Annotated in this window: 14 protein-coding genes; 11 read left to right on the forward strand and 3 right to left on the reverse strand. The window is 67.6% G+C overall.

Translation table 11 applies throughout. The features are described from left to right. Positions 1 to 37 precede the first annotated feature (37 nt). Together LC490_RS05660 and LC490_RS05665 are read left to right on the forward strand one after the other, a co-directional pair. A complete protein-coding gene (locus tag LC490_RS05660; protein ID WP_223619556.1) occupies positions 38 to 1333 on the forward strand; it encodes an FAD-binding oxidoreductase in 1296 nt (431 codons plus the stop codon). Beyond that, positions 1330 to 1686 carry a tRNA-binding protein gene (locus LC490_RS05665; protein ID WP_031371658.1) on the forward strand — a complete coding sequence of 119 codons (357 nt, stop codon included), beginning with the start codon at positions 1330 to 1332 and terminating at the stop codon, positions 1684 to 1686. Before LC490_RS05660 ends, LC490_RS05665 begins: the two co-directional genes overlap by 4 nt. Before the next feature lie 118 nt (positions 1687 to 1804). On the opposite strand, the gene LC490_RS05670 is transcribed toward LC490_RS05665, so the two are convergent. The 3 genes from LC490_RS05670 to LC490_RS05680 form a co-directional block, all read right to left on the reverse strand. Next, positions 1805 to 3007: an acetyl-CoA C-acyltransferase gene (locus tag LC490_RS05670; protein WP_031371657.1), complete on the reverse strand. Its 1203-nt coding sequence runs from the start codon at positions 3005 to 3007 to the stop codon at positions 1805 to 1807. Between the two features lie 173 nt (positions 3008 to 3180). Continuing rightward, on the reverse strand, positions 3181 to 5556 hold the full coding sequence (locus LC490_RS05675; RefSeq protein ID WP_223619557.1) for a 3-hydroxyacyl-CoA dehydrogenase/enoyl-CoA hydratase family protein: 2376 nt from the start codon (positions 5554 to 5556) through the stop codon (positions 3181 to 3183). 156 nt (positions 5557 to 5712) lie between these two features. After that, the gene (locus LC490_RS05680; protein WP_031371655.1) at positions 5713 to 6333 is read right to left on the reverse strand and encodes a TetR family transcriptional regulator; all 621 of its coding nucleotides are present in this window, start codon (positions 6331 to 6333) and stop codon (positions 5713 to 5715) included. 251 nt (positions 6334 to 6584) lie between these two features. On the opposite strand from LC490_RS05680, the gene ndk reads away from it, so the two are divergent. The 9 genes from ndk to glp all read left to right on the forward strand — a co-directional run bounded on the left by ndk (position 6585) and on the right by glp (position 15663). Then, positions 6585 to 7010 (forward strand): nucleoside-diphosphate kinase, encoded by a 426-nt coding sequence (gene ndk, locus LC490_RS05685; protein WP_031371654.1) that lies wholly within the window; start codon positions 6585 to 6587, stop codon positions 7008 to 7010. A gap of 135 nt (positions 7011 to 7145) precedes the next feature. Further along, entirely contained in the window at positions 7146 to 8351 is a 1206-nt protein-coding gene (gene rlmN / locus LC490_RS05690) for a 23S rRNA (adenine(2503)-C(2))-methyltransferase RlmN (RefSeq protein ID WP_223619620.1), read from the forward strand. Then, complete coding sequence (gene pilW, locus LC490_RS05695; protein ID WP_223619558.1) at positions 8329 to 9219, forward strand: type IV pilus biogenesis/stability protein PilW; 891 nt, start codon at positions 8329 to 8331, stop codon at positions 9217 to 9219. The genes rlmN and pilW overlap by 23 nt, the downstream gene beginning before the upstream one ends. A 2-nt stretch (positions 9220 to 9221) precedes the next feature. Continuing rightward, complete coding sequence (locus LC490_RS05700) at positions 9222 to 10052, forward strand: RodZ domain-containing protein (RefSeq protein WP_031371651.1); 831 nt, start codon at positions 9222 to 9224, stop codon at positions 10050 to 10052. A 111-nt stretch (positions 10053 to 10163) separates the two neighbouring features. Further along, positions 10164 to 10793 carry a tetratricopeptide repeat protein gene (locus tag LC490_RS05705; protein ID WP_223619559.1) on the forward strand — a complete coding sequence of 210 codons (630 nt, stop codon included), beginning with the start codon at positions 10164 to 10166 and terminating at the stop codon, positions 10791 to 10793. After that, positions 10793 to 12028: an outer membrane protein assembly factor BamB gene (bamB, locus tag LC490_RS05710; protein ID WP_223619560.1), complete on the forward strand. Its 1236-nt coding sequence runs from the start codon at positions 10793 to 10795 to the stop codon at positions 12026 to 12028. Before LC490_RS05705 ends, bamB begins: the two co-directional genes overlap by 1 nt. A 354-nt stretch (positions 12029 to 12382) precedes the next feature. After that, positions 12383 to 13783, forward strand: a complete 1401-nt coding sequence (der, locus tag LC490_RS05715; RefSeq protein WP_031371648.1) for a ribosome biogenesis GTPase Der — start codon at positions 12383 to 12385, stop codon at positions 13781 to 13783. A gap of 44 nt (positions 13784 to 13827) precedes the next feature. Then, positions 13828 to 14424: a molybdenum cofactor guanylyltransferase gene (locus LC490_RS05720; protein WP_223619561.1), complete on the forward strand. Its 597-nt coding sequence runs from the start codon at positions 13828 to 13830 to the stop codon at positions 14422 to 14424. Positions 14425 to 14451: 27 nt separating this feature from the next. Next, positions 14452 to 15663: a gephyrin-like molybdotransferase Glp gene (gene glp / locus LC490_RS05725; protein ID WP_223619562.1), complete on the forward strand. Its 1212-nt coding sequence runs from the start codon at positions 14452 to 14454 to the stop codon at positions 15661 to 15663. The last annotated feature ends 60 nt before the right edge of the window (positions 15664 to 15723 follow it).

The following is a 15723-nucleotide window of genomic DNA, read 5'->3' on the forward strand; positions in this document are numbered from 1 at the left end:
GGCCGACCGGCATCATCAAACCCGTTGCGGCCCGCTCATGTCCATACCCGCCGAAAGCTATTACCGCGCCAGTCTCGAACGCCAGCCTTCGTGGCCTGTGTTCGAAGGAAAGCGGCAAACGCGGGTGTGCGTGATCGGTGGCGGTTTCGCCGGGCTCAACACCGCCTTGGGCTTGGCCGAGCGCGGCCTGAGCGAAGTGACCCTGATCGAAGCGCAGGAGATCGGCCACGGGGCCTCGGGCCGTAACGGCGGCTTCGTGTTCGGCGGCTTCTCGCGCGGCGAGGATGCCTTGTTGCGCGAGCTCGGTCCGCAGCGCGCCCGCGCGCTGTACGCCGGCACCACCGACGCGGTCGAACTGATCCGTTCGCGCATCCATCGCGACGGCATCGCTTGCGATGCCACCGAGGCCGGGGTGATCTGGGCCAACTGGTTTCGAGATCCTGAAGTGCTGCGCTCGCGCCGGGCCTTATTGGCCGACCACTACGGCGTCGACTGGCAATGGTGGTCGCGCGAACGCCTGCGCGAGCAGGTGCGCAGCGAGCGCTATCACGAGGCCTTGTTCGAACCGCAGGCTTTGCATTTTCATCCGCTCAAGTACGCCCACGGCTTGGCGGCCTTGGCCGAAGTTCTCGGTGTCGCCGTGCACGAACGCAGTCCGGCGCTCGCGTTGGAGCGTCACGGGTCGACCTGGCGGATCAAGACCGAACGCGGCGAGATCGAGGCCGAGCAAGTCGTGTTGGCCTGCGGCGGTTACCTGGCCGGTCTGCGCCGCGAGGTCGATGCCGCGGTGATGCCGATCGCGACCTATGTGATGGTGACCGAGCCGCTCGGCGATCGGCTCGATAGCGCCTTACATACGCGTGCCGCGGTCTACGACACGCGTTTCGCCTTCGACTACTATCGGCCGCTGCCGGACACACGCCTGCTCTGGGGCGGGCGCATCTCGGTGCTGGATCGCTCGCCTGAAGCGGTCAAGCGCTTGCTCTACCGCGACCTGCTCAAGGTATTTCCGCAATTGGCCGGGACCCGGATCGACTACGCCTGGTCGGGCCTGATGAGTTATGCGCGCCATCAGATGCCGCAGATCGGCCGCATCGGCGAGGGCCTGTGGCTGGCCCAGGCGTTCGGCGGTCACGGCGTTGCGCCGACGACCTTCGCCGGCGAAACCGTCGCCGCGGCGATCGCCCAAGGCGACGAGCGTTGGCGCGAGCTGTCCGACTACGGCCTGGTCTCGGCGATGAAGCCCGCCGGCCTGTTGGCGGCGCAGTTGAGCTATACCTGGGCGCAACTCAAGGACGCCTACAAAGAACGCCGCGAAGGAAGGGCAGGATGAGCGATACGAACAGCAACGAGACGGGCCTGATCGCGTGGAGCGACTTCGAGAAAGTCGTGATCTGCGCCGGCACCGTCACCCAGGTCGAGGAATTTCCGCAGGCGCGCAAGCCGGCCTGGAAGCTGTGGGTCGATTTCGGCCCGCACGGCCTGCGCAAGACCAGCGCGCAGATCCGCGACCTGTATTCGGCCGAGGAACTGGTCGGGCGGCAGATCGTCGGGGTGATCAATTTCCCGCCGAAGCAGATCGGGCCGTTCGTGTCCGAGTTCCTGCTGACCGGTTTCCCGACCGAGCAAGGCGTGGTCATCACCGCCCTCGAGCGGCCGGTGCCGAACGGTACGCGGCTGGCTTAAACGCCGGCGTTCTCACGTAGTAATCCGGCTTCAAGCAAAGGTGCGGCACCTAAAACGAAAAACCCCGGATCGCTCCGGGGTTCTTCTTGCCTAGGACCCGCGTGCGGGCCGCAGCCGCTTACAGCGCTTCGAACACGCCGGCCGCGCCCATGCCGGTGCCGATGCACATCGTCACCAGGCCGTACTTCTGCTTGCGGCGCTGCAGGCCATGCACGATGGTCGCGGTACGCACCGCACCGGTCGCGCCGAGCGGGTGGCCGAGCGCGATCGCGCCGCCGAGCGGGTTGACCTTGGACGGGTCGAGATCGCTGTCGCGGATCACCGCCAACGCCTGCGCGGCGAAGGCTTCGTTGAGTTCGATCCAGTCGATCTGGTCCTTGGTCAGGCCGGCCTGCTTGAGCGCCTTCGGAATCGCGGCGATCGGGCCGATGCCCATCACTTCCGGACGCACGCCGGCGACCGAGAAGCTGACGAAGCGGGCGAGCGGGGTCAGGCCGTAGTCCTTGACCGCCTGCCCGGAGGCCAGCAACACCGCCGCGGCGCCGTCGCTCATCTGCGAGCTGGTACCGGCCGTGACGCTGCCGCCGAACTGGCCGTTGCGGAACACCGGCTTGAGCTTGGCCAACGCCTCCAGCGACGCGTCCGGACGCGGGCCCTCGTCGAGTTCGATCAGGCTCTTGCGCAGTTTGATGGTATTGCCCGACAGGTCGGGCACGTGCGAGACGACTTCGAGCGGGCTGATCTCGTTCTTGAACTCGCCGGCCTGGATCGCGGCGATAGCCTTCTGGTGCGAGGCCAGCGCGAACGCGTCCTGGTCTTCGCGCGAGATCTTCCACTCCTCGGCGACCTTCTCGGCGGTGATGCCCATGCCGTAGGCGATGGCGACGTGGTCGTCGTTGAACACCGAGGGGCTCAGCGCGACCTTGTTGCCCATCATCGGCACCATCGACATCGACTCGGTGCCGCCGGCCAGCATCAGGTCGGCGTTGCCCAGGCGGATTTCGTTGGCCGCCAGCGCCACGGCCTGCAGGCCGGACGAGCAGAAGCGGTTGATGGTCTGCGCGGCGATGGTGTTCGGCAGGCCGGCCAGCAGCACGCCGATGCGCGCCACGTTCATGCCTTGCTCGCCCTCGGGCATGGCGCAGCCGATGATCGCATCGTCGATGCGGTTGACGTCGATGCCCGGCGCCTGCGCGACCACGGACCGGAGCACGTGGGCGAGCATGTCGTCGGGACGGGTATTGCGGAACACGCCGCGCGGGGCCTTGCCGACCGGAGTACGGGTGGCGGCGACGATGTAGGCTTCCTGGATCTGTTTCATGGCTTTCTCCGAAAGCCGGGAATCGGGAATCGAAAATCGGGAATCGTCGAGGCAAAGGCCCGGCGGCATTCCGATTCGATTCTTGCTCCCGGTTTTTTCAATATGGGGACAGGAGAGGGGAGGCGGGAGAAGAAGCCGAGCTTCTTCGATTCCCGATTCCCCATTCCCGATTCTCAGTTCCGCAGCGGCTTGCCGGTCTTGAGCATGTGCGCGATGCGCTCTTGCGTCTTCGGCATCTGCGCCAGGGCGACGAAATGCTCGCGTTCGAGCTTGAGCAGCCATTCCTCGTCGACCAGGGCGCCGCGGTCGACTTCGCCGCCGCAGATCACCGTGGCGATGCGGCTGGCGATTTCGTAGTCGTGCGGCGAGATGAAGCGGCCTTCGAGCATGTTGACCAGCAGCATCTTGAAGGTGGCGATGCCGACGTCGCCGGCGACCTGGATGCGGCGGCCGGGCAGGGGCGGGCGGTAGCCGCTTTCGGCCAGCGCGCGCGCCTGCGCCTTGGCCACGTGCAGCAGCTCGAAGGCGTTGAAGACGACGCGGTCGCCGTCGCGGGCGAGCTTGAGTTCGCGCGCTTCGAAAGCCGAGGCCGAGACCTTGCCCATCGCCACGCTCTCGAACGCGGTCTTGAGTTCGGCGAACACGTCGCCGCCCGGACCGGCCGCGTCGGAAGCGCGCACCGCGAACTCCTTCAGGCCGCCGCCGGCCGGCAGCAGGCCGACGCCGGCCTCGACCAGGCCGATGTAGCTTTCCAGCGCGAACACCGTACGCGCCGAATGCATCTGGAACTCGCAACCGCCGCCGAGCGCGAGACCGCGCACCGCCGCGACCACCGGCACCAGCGAGTACTTGATGCGCTGGCTGGTGGCCTGGAAGTTGGCGACCATCGCCTCGAAGCCCTTGAGATCGCCGGCCTGCAGCAGGCCCAGCGCGCCGGACAGGTCGGCGCCGGCCGAGAACGGCTCCTTCGGCTGCCAGATCACCACGCCCTTGAACTTCTTCTCGGCGATGGCGATGGCTTCCTGGATGCCGTTGAGCACGTGGTCGTTGACCGTGTGCATCTTGGTCTTGAAGCTGATCACGGCGATGTCGTCGCCGTCGTCGGCCCACAGGCGGATGCCGTCGTTCTCGAACACGGTCTGGCCCTGCGAGAAACGCTCGCCGAGCAGCGCGTCGGGGAAGCGCTGGCGCGCATACACCGGGTTGGACGAGCGCGGCACCTGGGCGTTACGGCCCGGGCTGTAGCTGCCGTCCTTGCCGTGCACGCCTTCGCGGCCGTCGAATACCCAGTTCGGCAGCGGCGCGCTGGCCATGGTCTTGCCTTTGATGATGTCCTCGGCGATCCAGTCGGCGACCTGCTTCCAGCCGGCGGCCTGCCAGGTCTCGAACGGGCCGAGCGACCAGCCGTAGCCCCAGCGCATGGCGAAATCGACGTCGCGCGCGGTGTCGGCGATGGTTTCCAGGTGGAAGGCGCTGTAGTGGAAGCTGTCGCGGAACACCGCCCACAGGAACTGTGCCTGCGGATGCTCGCTGGCGCGCAGCGCGGCGAACTTCTTGGCCGGGTCCTTTTCCTTGAGCAGGGCGGCGATGTCGGCATCGAGCTCGCCGGCCGAGGCGCGGTAATCCTGCGCCTTCAGGTCGAGCACCAGGATGTCCTTACCGCGCTTGGTGTAGACGCCGGCGCCGGTCTTCTGGCCGAGCGCACCCTTGCCGATCAGCGCCGACAGCCACTTCGGCGCCTGGAAGTACGAGTGCCACGGGTCGTCGGGCAGGGTGTCGGCCATGGTCTTGATGACGTGGGCCATCGTGTCCAGGCCGACCACGTCGGCGGTGCGGAAGGTCGCCGACTTCGGCCGGCCGATGGCCGGGCCGGTCAGCGCGTCGACGGTGTCGAAGCCCAAGCCGAACTGCTCGGTGTGGTGCATGGCGGCCAGCATCGAGAACACGCCGATGCGGTTGCCGATGAAGTTCGGGGTGTCCTTGGCGATCACCACGCCCTTGCCGAGGGTAGTGGTCAGGAAGGTTTCCAGGCCTTCCAGCACCGCCGCGTCGGTGGTCTTGGCCGGGATCAGCTCGGCCAGGTGCATGTAGCGCGGCGGGTTGAAGAAGTGCACGCCGAGGAAGCGGTGGCGCAGTTGCTCGGGCAGCACTTCGGCGAGCTTGTTGATGCCCAGGCCGGAGGTGTTGGAGGCCAGCACGGCGTGATCGGGCACGTAGTCGGCGATCTTCTTGTACAGGTCCTGCTTCCAGTCCATGCGTTCGGCGATGGCCTCGATGACCAGGTCGCAACCGCGCAGCTGTTCCAGGCCGGTGTCGTAGTTGGCGGCGGTCAGGCGCTCGGCCAGGGCCTTGCTGGCCAGCGGCGCCGGGCTCAGCTTGGCCAGGTTGGCGATGGCCTTGTTGACGATACCGTTGGGGTCGCCTTCCTTCGCGGCCAGGTCGAACAACACCGTGTCGACACCGGCATTGGTGAGGTGCGCGGCGATCTGGGCGCCCATGACGCCGGCCCCGAGGACCGCGGCACGGCGGACAAGCAATTGCTTAGACATCGTCTACAACTCCTTGAAGAAAAACGAGAATCTTGGATGTGGGCGAGGGGAGAGGGCGGGAGTCCAGAGGGAAATCCTGGAGGGAATCCAGGAACGACCGGCGGCGCGGGCCGTCCGGCGATGCCGGTCCCCGCCGGGACCGGCATCTGGCGCCGCTCAGCTCTTGAAGCCGGCGGCGGCGAAACGGATCAGTTCGCGGGCGGCACGTTCACGGTGCGCTGCTTCGGTGACACCGGCGGGTCGCTTGATCAGGCCGAAATCGGCCATGGCATAGGTCAGCGAACCGGCCAGGAAGTCGAGGCGCCAGTACAGTTCTTCCTTGCTCAGGTTCGGCACCGCGCCGGCGATGGCCTTGGCGAATTCGCGCAGGACATGGCCGTAGTGGTCGGACAGGAACTTGCGCAGGCTGTCGTTCTTCTCGGCGTAGGCGCGGGCGATCACCCGCACGAAGGCGCCGCCGCCGTTGCGGTCCTGGGCCAGCGCCAGCGCGGGCTCGACGAAGGCGGCCAGGATCGGTTCGAGCTCGCCGGGGTGCTGTTCGACCGCGGTCTTGAGCGCGCCCATGCGTTGCTCGGTCATCTCGTCCATGCGCCGGCGGAATACCTCGTTGACGAGGTTTTCCTTGCTGCCGAAGTGGTAATTGACCGCGGCGATATTCACGTCGGCGCGGCTGGTGACCTGGCGCAACGAGGTGCCGGTGAAGCCGAACTGGGCGAACAGCTCTTCGGCGGCGCCGAGGATGCGGTCCTTGGTCGAAAAATGGGCGGTCGTGGTCATGGGGCGCGGGCTACTCCTGGACGACCGTTGCGACGGCCTGAATCAAACGCTTGTTTGATGCTAGTCCGGGTCCCCGGAATCGTCAATCTCGGCGCCGCCGAGACCCGTCGGCTGGCCGGCGGGAGGATGTAAACCAAGTGATTATTCCGTTAGAATTACCGCAGCCATATCGGCTAAACCCGCGTCCCGTCGCGGGTTTTCTGTTATTCTCGGGCCGACCGTAAAGCGGCCCGCCTACCCGGAGACTTTCCATGGCGCTGGAGCGCACCCTGTCCATCATCAAGCCCGACGCCGTTGCCAAGAACGTGGTCGGCGAGATCTACACCCGTTTCGAGAAGGCCGGCCTGAAGGTCGTCGCCGCCAAGATGAAGCACCTCTCGAAGCAGGAAGCCGAAGGTTTCTACGCCGTGCATCGCGAGCGTCCGTTCTTCGCCGCCCTGGTCGAATTCATGATCAGCGGTCCGGTGATGATCCAGGCGCTGCAAGGCGACAATGCCGTGCTCAAGAACCGCGAGCTGATGGGCGCCACCAATCCGAAGGACGCAGCGCCGGGCACGATCCGCGCCGACTTCGCCGACAGCATCGACGCCAACGCCGTGCACGGTTCGGACAGCCTGGAGAACGCCGCGATCGAAATCGCGTACTTCTTCCCGGCCACCGACGTCTACGCGCGCTAAGCGAAACCTTAGAGCACGACAGTGAACGACATCCGCGACAACGCCAACGATCTTCCTCTTGCCGGCACCGCGCAGGCGACGGAAACCGCGGCCGCGCGCGCGGATGTCGCCGGCACCCCGGGCGCGATCCCGAGCGTGCTGATCGGTAACGCGGCGGCGCCGGCTTCGGCCGGCGCCGCCGTTCCCGACAACGGCAAGACCAACCTGTTCGATTTCGACCGCGTGCAGCTCGAGGATTTCTTCGAGCAGACGCTGGGCGAAAAGCGCTACCGCGCGCACCAGGTGATGAAGTGGATCCACCACCGCTACGTCACCGATTTCAACGACATGACCGACCTGGGCAAGGCCCTGCGCGGCAAGCTCGAGGCGCATGCGCAAGTGCGCGCGCCGATGGTCATCTTCGACAAGCCCTCCACCGACGGCACCCACAAGTGGCTGCTCGGCATGGACGCGAAAAACGCCATCGAGGCGGTCTACATCCCCGACAAGGGCCGCGGCACGCTGTGCGTGTCCTCGCAGGTCGGCTGCGCGCTGAACTGCCAGTTCTGCTCCACCGCGACCCAGGGCTTCAACCGCAACCTGTCGACCGCCGAGATCATCGGCCAGGTCTGGGTGGCGGCGCGTCACCTCGGCAACGTCCCGCACCAGCAGCGCAAGCTCACCAACGTGGTGATGATGGGCATGGGCGAGCCGCTGATGAATTTCGACAACGTCGTGCGCGCCATGAGCATCATGCGCGACGACCTCGGCTACGGCCTGGCCAACAAGCGGGTGACGCTGTCGACCGCCGGCATGGTGCCGATGATCGACAAGCTCGGCGAAGTCAGCGACGTCTCGCTGGCGGTGTCGCTGCATGCGCCCAACGACGAGCTGCGCACCGAGCTGGTGCCGCTCAACAAGAAATACCCGATCGAGCAACTGATGGACGCCTGCGTGCGCTACGCGGTGCGCAAGCGCGGCACCTCGGTGACCTTCGAGTACACCCTGATGAAGGGCGTCAACGATCAGCCGACGCATGCGCGCCAGTTGGTCCGCCTGCTGCGCCAGTTCGACAACGCGGTGCAGATGAAGGACGCCGCCAAGGTCAACCTGATTCCGTTCAACCCGTTCCCGGGCACCCGCTTCGAACGCCCGGACGAGACCGCGATCCGCGCCTTTCAGAAACTGCTCAACGACGCCGGCATGATCGCGCCGGTGCGCCGCACCCGCGGCGACGACATCGACGCGGCCTGCGGCCAGCTCAAGGGCCAGGTCATGGACCGGACCCGGCGCCAGGCCGAGTTCCGCAAACAACTGCAAGCCCAAGGCCTCGACCAGGATGTCGGCGATGCTGCTGCCTGAGTTTCCGCGCTCCACCGCATCGAACCGTCGTCCCGCTGCGCTGCGCGTCCGCGCCGTACGCACCATCGCCCTGCTGACCGTCGTCGTCCTGGCGGCCAGCGCTTGCAACCGGCTCAGCTTCATCCGTCCGAACATGGAGCGCAAAGGCTTCAAGCAGACGGCGGTGGAATACGACATCGGCGACAAGCGCGGCGGCCGTTCGGGCGGCGAAGCCAGCGCGCTGGGCCGCGTCCAGTCCGCGCAGAGCCATCTGATGGCCGGCGACCGCGACAAGGCCCGCTCCGAGATCAAGCAGGCCCTGCAGTTCGATTCGAAATCGGCCGAGGCCTACAGCCTGCTGGCGGTGATGGCCGAGCAGGACGGCAACAACGCCCAGGCCGGCGCCCATTACCGTAAGGCCGCCGAGCTGGCGCCCGACCGCGGCGCCGCGCTCAACAACTACGGGGTCTGGCTGTGCGCGAACCACCGCGCCAGCGAGGGCCTGACCTGGTTCGACAAAGCCCTGGCGGATCCGCGCTACGGAACTCCGGCGGTGGTGCTGGCCAACAGCGGCGCCTGCGCCGACACGCTGGGGCAGGGCGATCGCGCCGATCGCGACCTGCGTCTGGCGATCTCGCTCGATCCGACCAATGCCATGGCGCTCGGCGCGATGGCCAAGCGGCAGTTGCGTTTGGGCAATGCCTTCGAGGCGAGGGCCTTTTCTGAACGCCGGCTGGCCGTTGAGCCAATCACAGCTGAAGCGCTGATGACTGCGTCACAGATCGAACAAAAACTCGGCGACACGGCTGCCGCCGCAAGATACGTTCAGCGAATGAGGGCGGAGTTCCCTGACGCGCAGGGCTCCGGAACGGGGGATGGCGGTAGGTGAAGATGCAGTCGAACGAATTCGCGCCTGAAGGCGGCGGAAGCTGTGGCGCGCGTCTGAAACAGGCCCGCGAGGCAGCGGGGCTGTCCATCGAAGACGTCGCGGCACGGCTGAAAATGCCGTCGCGGGTTGTGCTGTCGCTGGAAAACGACGACACCGGCAGCGCCGGTGCGCCGGTCTTCGTGCGCGGCCAATTGCGCAGCTACGCGCGCCTGGTCGGCATCGACCTGGAAGATCAGCTCAGCGGCACGCCGCTCGCATCGACCGCACCGTCGGAACTCATCAGCCATACCCACACGCCGCGCTATCGCCGCGTGTTCGAACAGACCACCCGCCGCGCCATCTACATCGTGATGACCGCGGCGATCGCGGTGCCGGTGATCCTGGCGACGCGGCCGCACCTGAGCAACAGCGGCAACGTGCAATCGCTGGAAATGCCCGCCAATCTGGCCGGCGCCGAGCATGCTGTGGCGCAGGTCGCCGCGCGATCGGCCACGGCCGCGGCCACGCCGCCGCAGCGCACGCCCCTGGTCGCCTCGATGGCGCCGGCGTTGTCGCATATCCAGGCCAGCAAGACCCTGACCCTGAATTTCACCGGCGAAAGCTGGATGCAAGTACGCGGAACCGGCGGCCAGGTGCTCGACGAGGGCACCGTCCAGGCCGGCCAGACGCGCAGCTACAACCTCGGCGAAGTCGGCTACGTCAAGCTCGGCAACGCCTCCGGCGTGGAAGTCCGCAAGACCGGCGAGTCGGTCGATCTGGCGCCGTTCAGCCGCGGAAGCGTGGCCCGCTTTACGCTATCCTCTGACGGTTCCCTCGCGCCAGCGTCTAATTGATCCGCGCTGCGGGTTCGCGACCATCACCGGCCCGCGTTGCGGGCCGGTCCTCATTGACTTCGGCTTCGCCCTCGCGGGCGAGGACCTAGCACGGCGGCCTACGGCGTACTCATGGCGATAGACGATCTGCTCGACGAACACGAACAAAGCGAACGGGTACTGGCCTGGTTGCGCGCCAACGGTGCCGGCCTGATCGGCGGCATCGCCCTCGGTCTGGCCGCGATCGGCGGCTGGAAGTGGTGGGGCAACCACCAGCTCGAAACCCACGGCAAGGCCGCCACCGAGTTCCAGGCCGCGGTCGATGCGGTCCAGGCGAAGGACAAGGCCGCCGCGGCCAAGGTCAAGGCGCTGCCCCCGGGCATGTACCAGACCCTGGCCTCGCTCGATCTGGCCAAGTCGCAGGTCGACGCCGACCAGCGCGACGCCGCGATCGCCACCCTGCGCGGGATCAAGACCGAGGACGCGGCCATCGCCGAGATCGTCAAGCAGCGCCTGGCGCGCTTGCTGATCGACGCCAAGCAGCCGGCCGAAGCGATCAAGTTGCTCGACAAGTCGACCTCGCCGATGGCGATCGAAGTGCGCGGCGACGCTCAGCTCGCGCTCGGCAAGGCCGATCTCGCCCGGGCCGATTACGGCACCGCGCTCGCCAAGCTCGACGAGGCCTCGCCGCGTCGTCGCCTGCTCGAACTCAAGCTCACCGAAGCCGGCGGCACGCCGGCCAAGCCCGAGGCCAAGTCTTGATGAAGTCCGCTGAAAACAGGTTCTCCGGCCGCCCCGCCGTCCGCAACACCGCCGCGATCGTGCTGTGCGCGTTCGCGCTCAGCGGTTGCACGACCGTCAAGGGTTGGTTCGGCGGCGGCAAGAAGGACGACGGCAAGCCCAACGAGCCGACCGAGCTCACCGACATCACCCCGAGCGTCAAGGTCGACAAGATCTGGTCGGCCAACGCCGGCAAGGGCGAGGAGCGCATCGGCATTCGCCAGGGCCCGGCTGTGGCCGACGGCCGCGTCTATGCCGCGGCAGTCAAAGGCGGCGTGCATGCCTACGACCTGCAGACCGGCAAGCAGGTCTGGCACTTCCAGCCCATGCGCACCGACAAGGACAAGAAGGACAAGGACATTCGTCTGTCCGGCGGTCCGGGCGCGGGCGATGGCCTGGTCGTGGTCGGCGGGCTGGACGGCGAAGTGATCGCGCTCGACGCGGCCACCGGCGCGCAGAAGTGGACCGCCAAGGTCTCCAACGAAGTCATCGCCGCGCCGACCATCGGCCTGGGCATGGTGTTCGTGCGTTCCAACGACGGCCGCGTCACTGCCTTCGACGCCGCCAGCGGCGAGCGCCGCTGGTTCTGGGTGCATGAAGTGCCGATGCTGACGGTGCGCGGCAACGGTTCGCCGACCCTCGGCCCGGGCTTCGTCTTCGTCGGCAACGACGACGGCACCGTCAGCGCCCTGTCGGCGACCGACGGCCGCCCGACCTGGGACCTGCCGGTCGCGCAGCCGGAAGGCCGCAGCGAACTCGACCGCATGGCCGACGTCGACGGCACGCCGGTCCTGGAAGGCACCACCCTGTACGCCAGCAGCTTCAAGAAGCAGACCATCGCCATCGACGCCCCGAGCGGTCGGCCGATGTGGGTCAGCGAACACGGCAGCGTGGGCCGTCTCGGCGTCGCCAGCGACCGCCTGGTCGTCAGCGACCCGACCGGCCTGGTGTTCGGCCTCGACAAGTCCGGCGGCAGCGCGCTGTGGCAGCAGCCCGGCCTGGCGCGTCGCAGCCTGACCGGCGCGGCGGTGCAGGGCGATTACGCCGTGGTCGGCGATTTCGACGGCTACGTGCACTGGCTCAAGCTCGACAACGGCGAGTTCGCCGCGCGTGCGCGCGTCGGCGGCAAGCTGCTGCGCGCCGCTCCGGTGGTCGCCGACGGCGTGCTGATCGTGCAGAACGTCGAAGGCGAGCTGACGGCGTTCAAGCTGCAATAAGACCGGGAATAGGGAGTCGGGAACAGGGAATCGGTGGTTCCGCGCGGTTTGCCGCTGCCGTGCCTCCGGCTAGATTCCCGGCCCTCGTTTCTTGAGTTATCGCGGCCCGGGTGGCGATCAGCCGTCCCGGGCCGTTTGTTTGAACGGTGCCCGAATTCAGGCCTCAGATGCCTGCGTGCGACGTCCTCGCGGCATCGGTTGGCGGCCGTGCGAAAGCGTCTTCGCGCCCGCTCTGGCACTATGGCGCCTGTTTCGGCAGCCTCGCGCCGATGGGTTTCCAGGCCGGCGCCGCACCAGGCGGCTGCGTTGCCTGCGATTCCCGAATCCCCATTCTCCATTCCCGGCTTCAAACACATGCTTCCCTTAGTCGCCCTCGTTGGCCGCCCCAACGTCGGAAAATCCACCCTCTTCAATGCGCTCACGCGCAGCCGCGACGCGCTCGTCCACGACGAGCCCGGCGTCACCCGCGATCGTCACTATGGTGTGTGCCGGCCCGAGGGCCAGCGCCCGTTCGCGGTCGTGGACACCGGCGGCATCGCCGGCGAAGACGAGGGCCTGGCCGGCGCGACCGCGCGCCAGGCGCGCGCCGCCGCCGAGGAAGCCGATCTGGTGCTGTTCCTGGTCGACGGCCGCGAAGGCGCATCGGCGCTCGACGACGAAATCCTGGCCTGGCTGCGCAAGACCGCGCGTCCGACCTTGCTGGTGGTCAACAAGACCGACGGCCTCGACGCGCGCGCCGCGGTCAACGACTTCGCCCGCTACGGCATCCGCGATGCGGTCGCCGTGTCCTCGGCGCACCGCCAGGGCATCGACGAGTTGCTCGCCGAAGTGTTCGCGCGCTTGCCGGAAGAGGGCACCACCAGCGAACTCGACAACGACCCTTCGCGCGTGCGCGTGGCCTTCATCGGCCGCCCGAACGTCGGCAAGTCGACCCTGGTCAATCGCCTGCTCGGCGAAGAACGCATGATCGCCTCGGAAGTGCCGGGCACCACGCGCGACTCGGTCGCCGTCGACATGGAGCGCGACGGCCGTCTGTATCGCCTGGTCGACACTGCCGGCGTGCGCCGCAAGTCCAAGGTCGAGGAAGCGGTCGAGAAGTTCTCGATCATCAAGACCCTGCAGGCGATCGAGAACTGTCAGGTCGCGGTGGTCATGCTCGACGCCGGCGAAGGCGTCACAGATCAGGACGCCAGCGTGCTGGGTTATGCGCTCGACTCCGGTCGCGCCCTGGTGGTCGCAGTCAATAAGTGGGACGGGCAAACCGAATACCAGCGTCAGCAGACCGAAAACCTGCTGATGCGCAAGCTGGCGTTCGTGGAATGGGCCGAGAAGGTGCGGATCAGCGCCAAGCACGGCTCGGGCCTGCGCGAGCTGTTCAGCGCGATCCATCGCGCGCACGCTTCGGCGACCACCGAAATCGGCACCAGCGAAGTCACCAAGGCCATGGAAGTGGCCTACGAAACCAACCCGCCGCCGGTGGTGCGCGGGCACGTGGCCAAGCTGCGCTTCGCCCATCCGGCCGGCCTCAATCCGCCGACCTTCGTCGTCCACGGCACGCGCCTGCGCACGCTCGGCGATACCTACAAGCGCTATCTGGAAAACTTCTTCCGCAAGCGCTTCAAGCTGGTCGGCACGCCGATCCGCTTCGTCTTCAAGGACAGCAGCAATCCTTACGAAGGCAAGAAGAACGTGCTGACCGAACGCCAGGTGGCGAAGAAGAAGCGCCTGATCCGCCACGTCAAGCGCGGCAAGTAAGTTCGGGCGGCGCAGAGAGCGCCCGGGACACGCGAGGAGAGGCCATGCAGTGCATACGCGCCGATCTCAGCCTGGGCATCCTCGCCGGCGGCCGCGCCTCGCGCCTGGGCGGCCTCGACAAAGCCTGGCTACGCCGCGAGGGCGAAGCGCAGGTGCTGCGCCTGGCGCGTGTGTATCGAGAGCAGGTCGTGCAGGTGTGGGTCAGCGCCAATCGCGACCTCGCGCGCTACCGGCGCCATGGCCTGCGGGCGGTGAGTGATTCCACGCCCGACCTCGGGCCGCTCGGTGGCCTCGCGGCCCTGGCTGCGGCCTGTACCACGCCCTGGTTGTTCACTCTGCCGGTCGATGCGGTCGCGCCCGACGGTCGAGTGTTGTCGGCGCTGATCGACGCGCAGGACGGGCAGGGCGCCTATGCGGTCGACGACGAAGGCGTGCAGCCCTTGTTCGCCTTGTGGCCTGTAGCGGCCCTGCGCACGGCCTTGGCCCAGGCCTTGGCGCAACGGCGCCTGGCGGTGCGCGAGTTGCAGGCCGGACTCGGCATGGCGGCGCTGCGCCTGGATGGCCTACGCTTCGGCAACCTCAACAGCCCCGAGGATCTGCTTGCCCACGGTTTCGTCGCCGACGACGCGCCGGGCCGCTGATCCGCCACCTCTGCGAGCGATGCCCCCATGAGCGATTTCCCGAGCGGCCTGTTGTTCGACGAGGCGATGGCGATCGTCGCCGAAGTTGCCGCCGCGCACCGGCTCGAAGCCGAAACCGTGGCCTTGTCGCGTTGCCACGGACGCGTGCTCGCCAGCGACGTCGATGCGCCGCTGTCCTTGCCGCCGTTCGACAACAGCGCGATGGACGGCTTCGCCTTTCGCCATGCCGATCTGACCGGCGAGCAGACCGTACTGACCTTGATCGGCGAGCAGTTCGCCGGCCTCGATGGCGGCTGGTCGCTCGCTGCCGGCGAGTGCATGCGCATCACCACCGGCGCGCCGCTGCCGGCCGGCGCCGACACCGTGGCGATCAAGGAGAACGTCGCCGTCGACGGCGAGCGGGTGAGCGTGCCGCGTACCGCGCTCGGCCAGAACGTGCGCTACGCCGGCGAAGACGTGCGCGAAGGCGAACGCGTCCTGCACGCTGGACAGTGGCTGACCCCGGCGCGGGTGTCGCTGGCGGCCTCGCTCGGCCTGTCCTCGTTACGGGTGCGGCGCAAGCCGACCGTGGCGGTGTTCACCAGCGGCGATGAGCTGGTCGAGCCCGGCATGAGCCTGCAGCCGGGGCAGATCTACGACAGCAACCGCGATCTGTTGATGGGGCTGTTGCGCGCCGACGGCCTGGAGCCGACTGCGTGGCCGCGCCTGCCCGACGACCCGAAACAGGTCGAGATCGCCCTGCGCGACGCCGCCTGCGCCTTCGACCTGGTGTTCACCTGCGGCGCGGTGTCGGCCGGCGAAAAGGACCATATCCCGGCGGTGCTGCGCGAGTTCGGCCGCATCCACCTGTGGAAGGTGAAGATGCGCCCGGGCATGCCGCTGCTGTTCGGCAGCATGGACCAGGCGCGCATGCTCGGTCTGCCGGGCAACCCGGTCTCGGTGATGGCGACCTACATGACCTTCGGCCGCGCCCTCATCGACGGCCTGCAAGGCCGCAGCGAGGCGCGCCCGCGCTATCGCGCACGCCTGGTCGGCTCGATCGACAAGACCCATCCGCGCCGCGAATTCATCCGTGCGCGGTTGTTCAGCGACGACGAGGGCGTGCTGCGGGTCGATCCGAACCCGGCCACCGGTTCGCACCGCTTGCGCGCCGCAGCCGATTCCGATGCCCTGATGGTGGTGGCCGAAGGGCCGCAGGCGCTGGCCGATGGGGCGGTGATGGAGGTCCTGCCGTACTGACGGCCGGCGCAACACAGCATCGCCGCAGGCGCGACCGATCCACCTGCGCATGAGCATCCG

The organism is Lysobacter sp. ESA13C, assembly GCF_019970005.1.
Taxonomy (GTDB): Bacteria; Pseudomonadota; Gammaproteobacteria; order Xanthomonadales; family Xanthomonadaceae; genus Lysobacter; species Lysobacter antibioticus_B.

Excerpts from the sequence above, each read along its gene's own strand:
- LC490_RS05660 (WP_223619556.1), top strand. The coding sequence starts at position 38 with ATGTCCATACCCGCCGAAAGCTATTACCGCGCCAGTCTCGAACGCCAG.
- LC490_RS05680 (WP_031371655.1), bottom strand. The coding sequence starts at position 6,333 with ATGACCACGACCGCCCATTTTTCGACCAAGGACCGCATCCTCGGCGCC.
- bamB (WP_223619560.1), top strand. The coding sequence starts at position 10,793 with ATGAAGTCCGCTGAAAACAGGTTCTCCGGCCGCCCCGCCGTCCGCAAC.
- pilW (WP_223619558.1), top strand. The coding sequence starts at position 8,329 with ATGTCGGCGATGCTGCTGCCTGAGTTTCCGCGCTCCACCGCATCGAAC.
- ndk (WP_031371654.1), top strand. The coding sequence starts at position 6,585 with ATGGCGCTGGAGCGCACCCTGTCCATCATCAAGCCCGACGCCGTTGCC.
- LC490_RS05675 (WP_223619557.1), bottom strand. The coding sequence starts at position 5,556 with ATGTCTAAGCAATTGCTTGTCCGCCGTGCCGCGGTCCTCGGGGCCGGC.
- LC490_RS05720 (WP_223619561.1), top strand. The coding sequence starts at position 13,828 with ATGCAGTGCATACGCGCCGATCTCAGCCTGGGCATCCTCGCCGGCGGC.
- LC490_RS05705 (WP_223619559.1), top strand. The coding sequence starts at position 10,164 with ATGGCGATAGACGATCTGCTCGACGAACACGAACAAAGCGAACGGGTA.
- der (WP_031371648.1), top strand. The coding sequence starts at position 12,383 with ATGCTTCCCTTAGTCGCCCTCGTTGGCCGCCCCAACGTCGGAAAATCC.
- LC490_RS05700 (WP_031371651.1), top strand. The coding sequence starts at position 9,222 with ATGCAGTCGAACGAATTCGCGCCTGAAGGCGGCGGAAGCTGTGGCGCG.
- glp (WP_223619562.1), top strand. The coding sequence starts at position 14,452 with ATGAGCGATTTCCCGAGCGGCCTGTTGTTCGACGAGGCGATGGCGATC.
- LC490_RS05670 (WP_031371657.1), bottom strand. The coding sequence starts at position 3,007 with ATGAAACAGATCCAGGAAGCCTACATCGTCGCCGCCACCCGTACTCCG.
- LC490_RS05665 (WP_031371658.1), top strand. The coding sequence starts at position 1,330 with ATGAGCGATACGAACAGCAACGAGACGGGCCTGATCGCGTGGAGCGAC.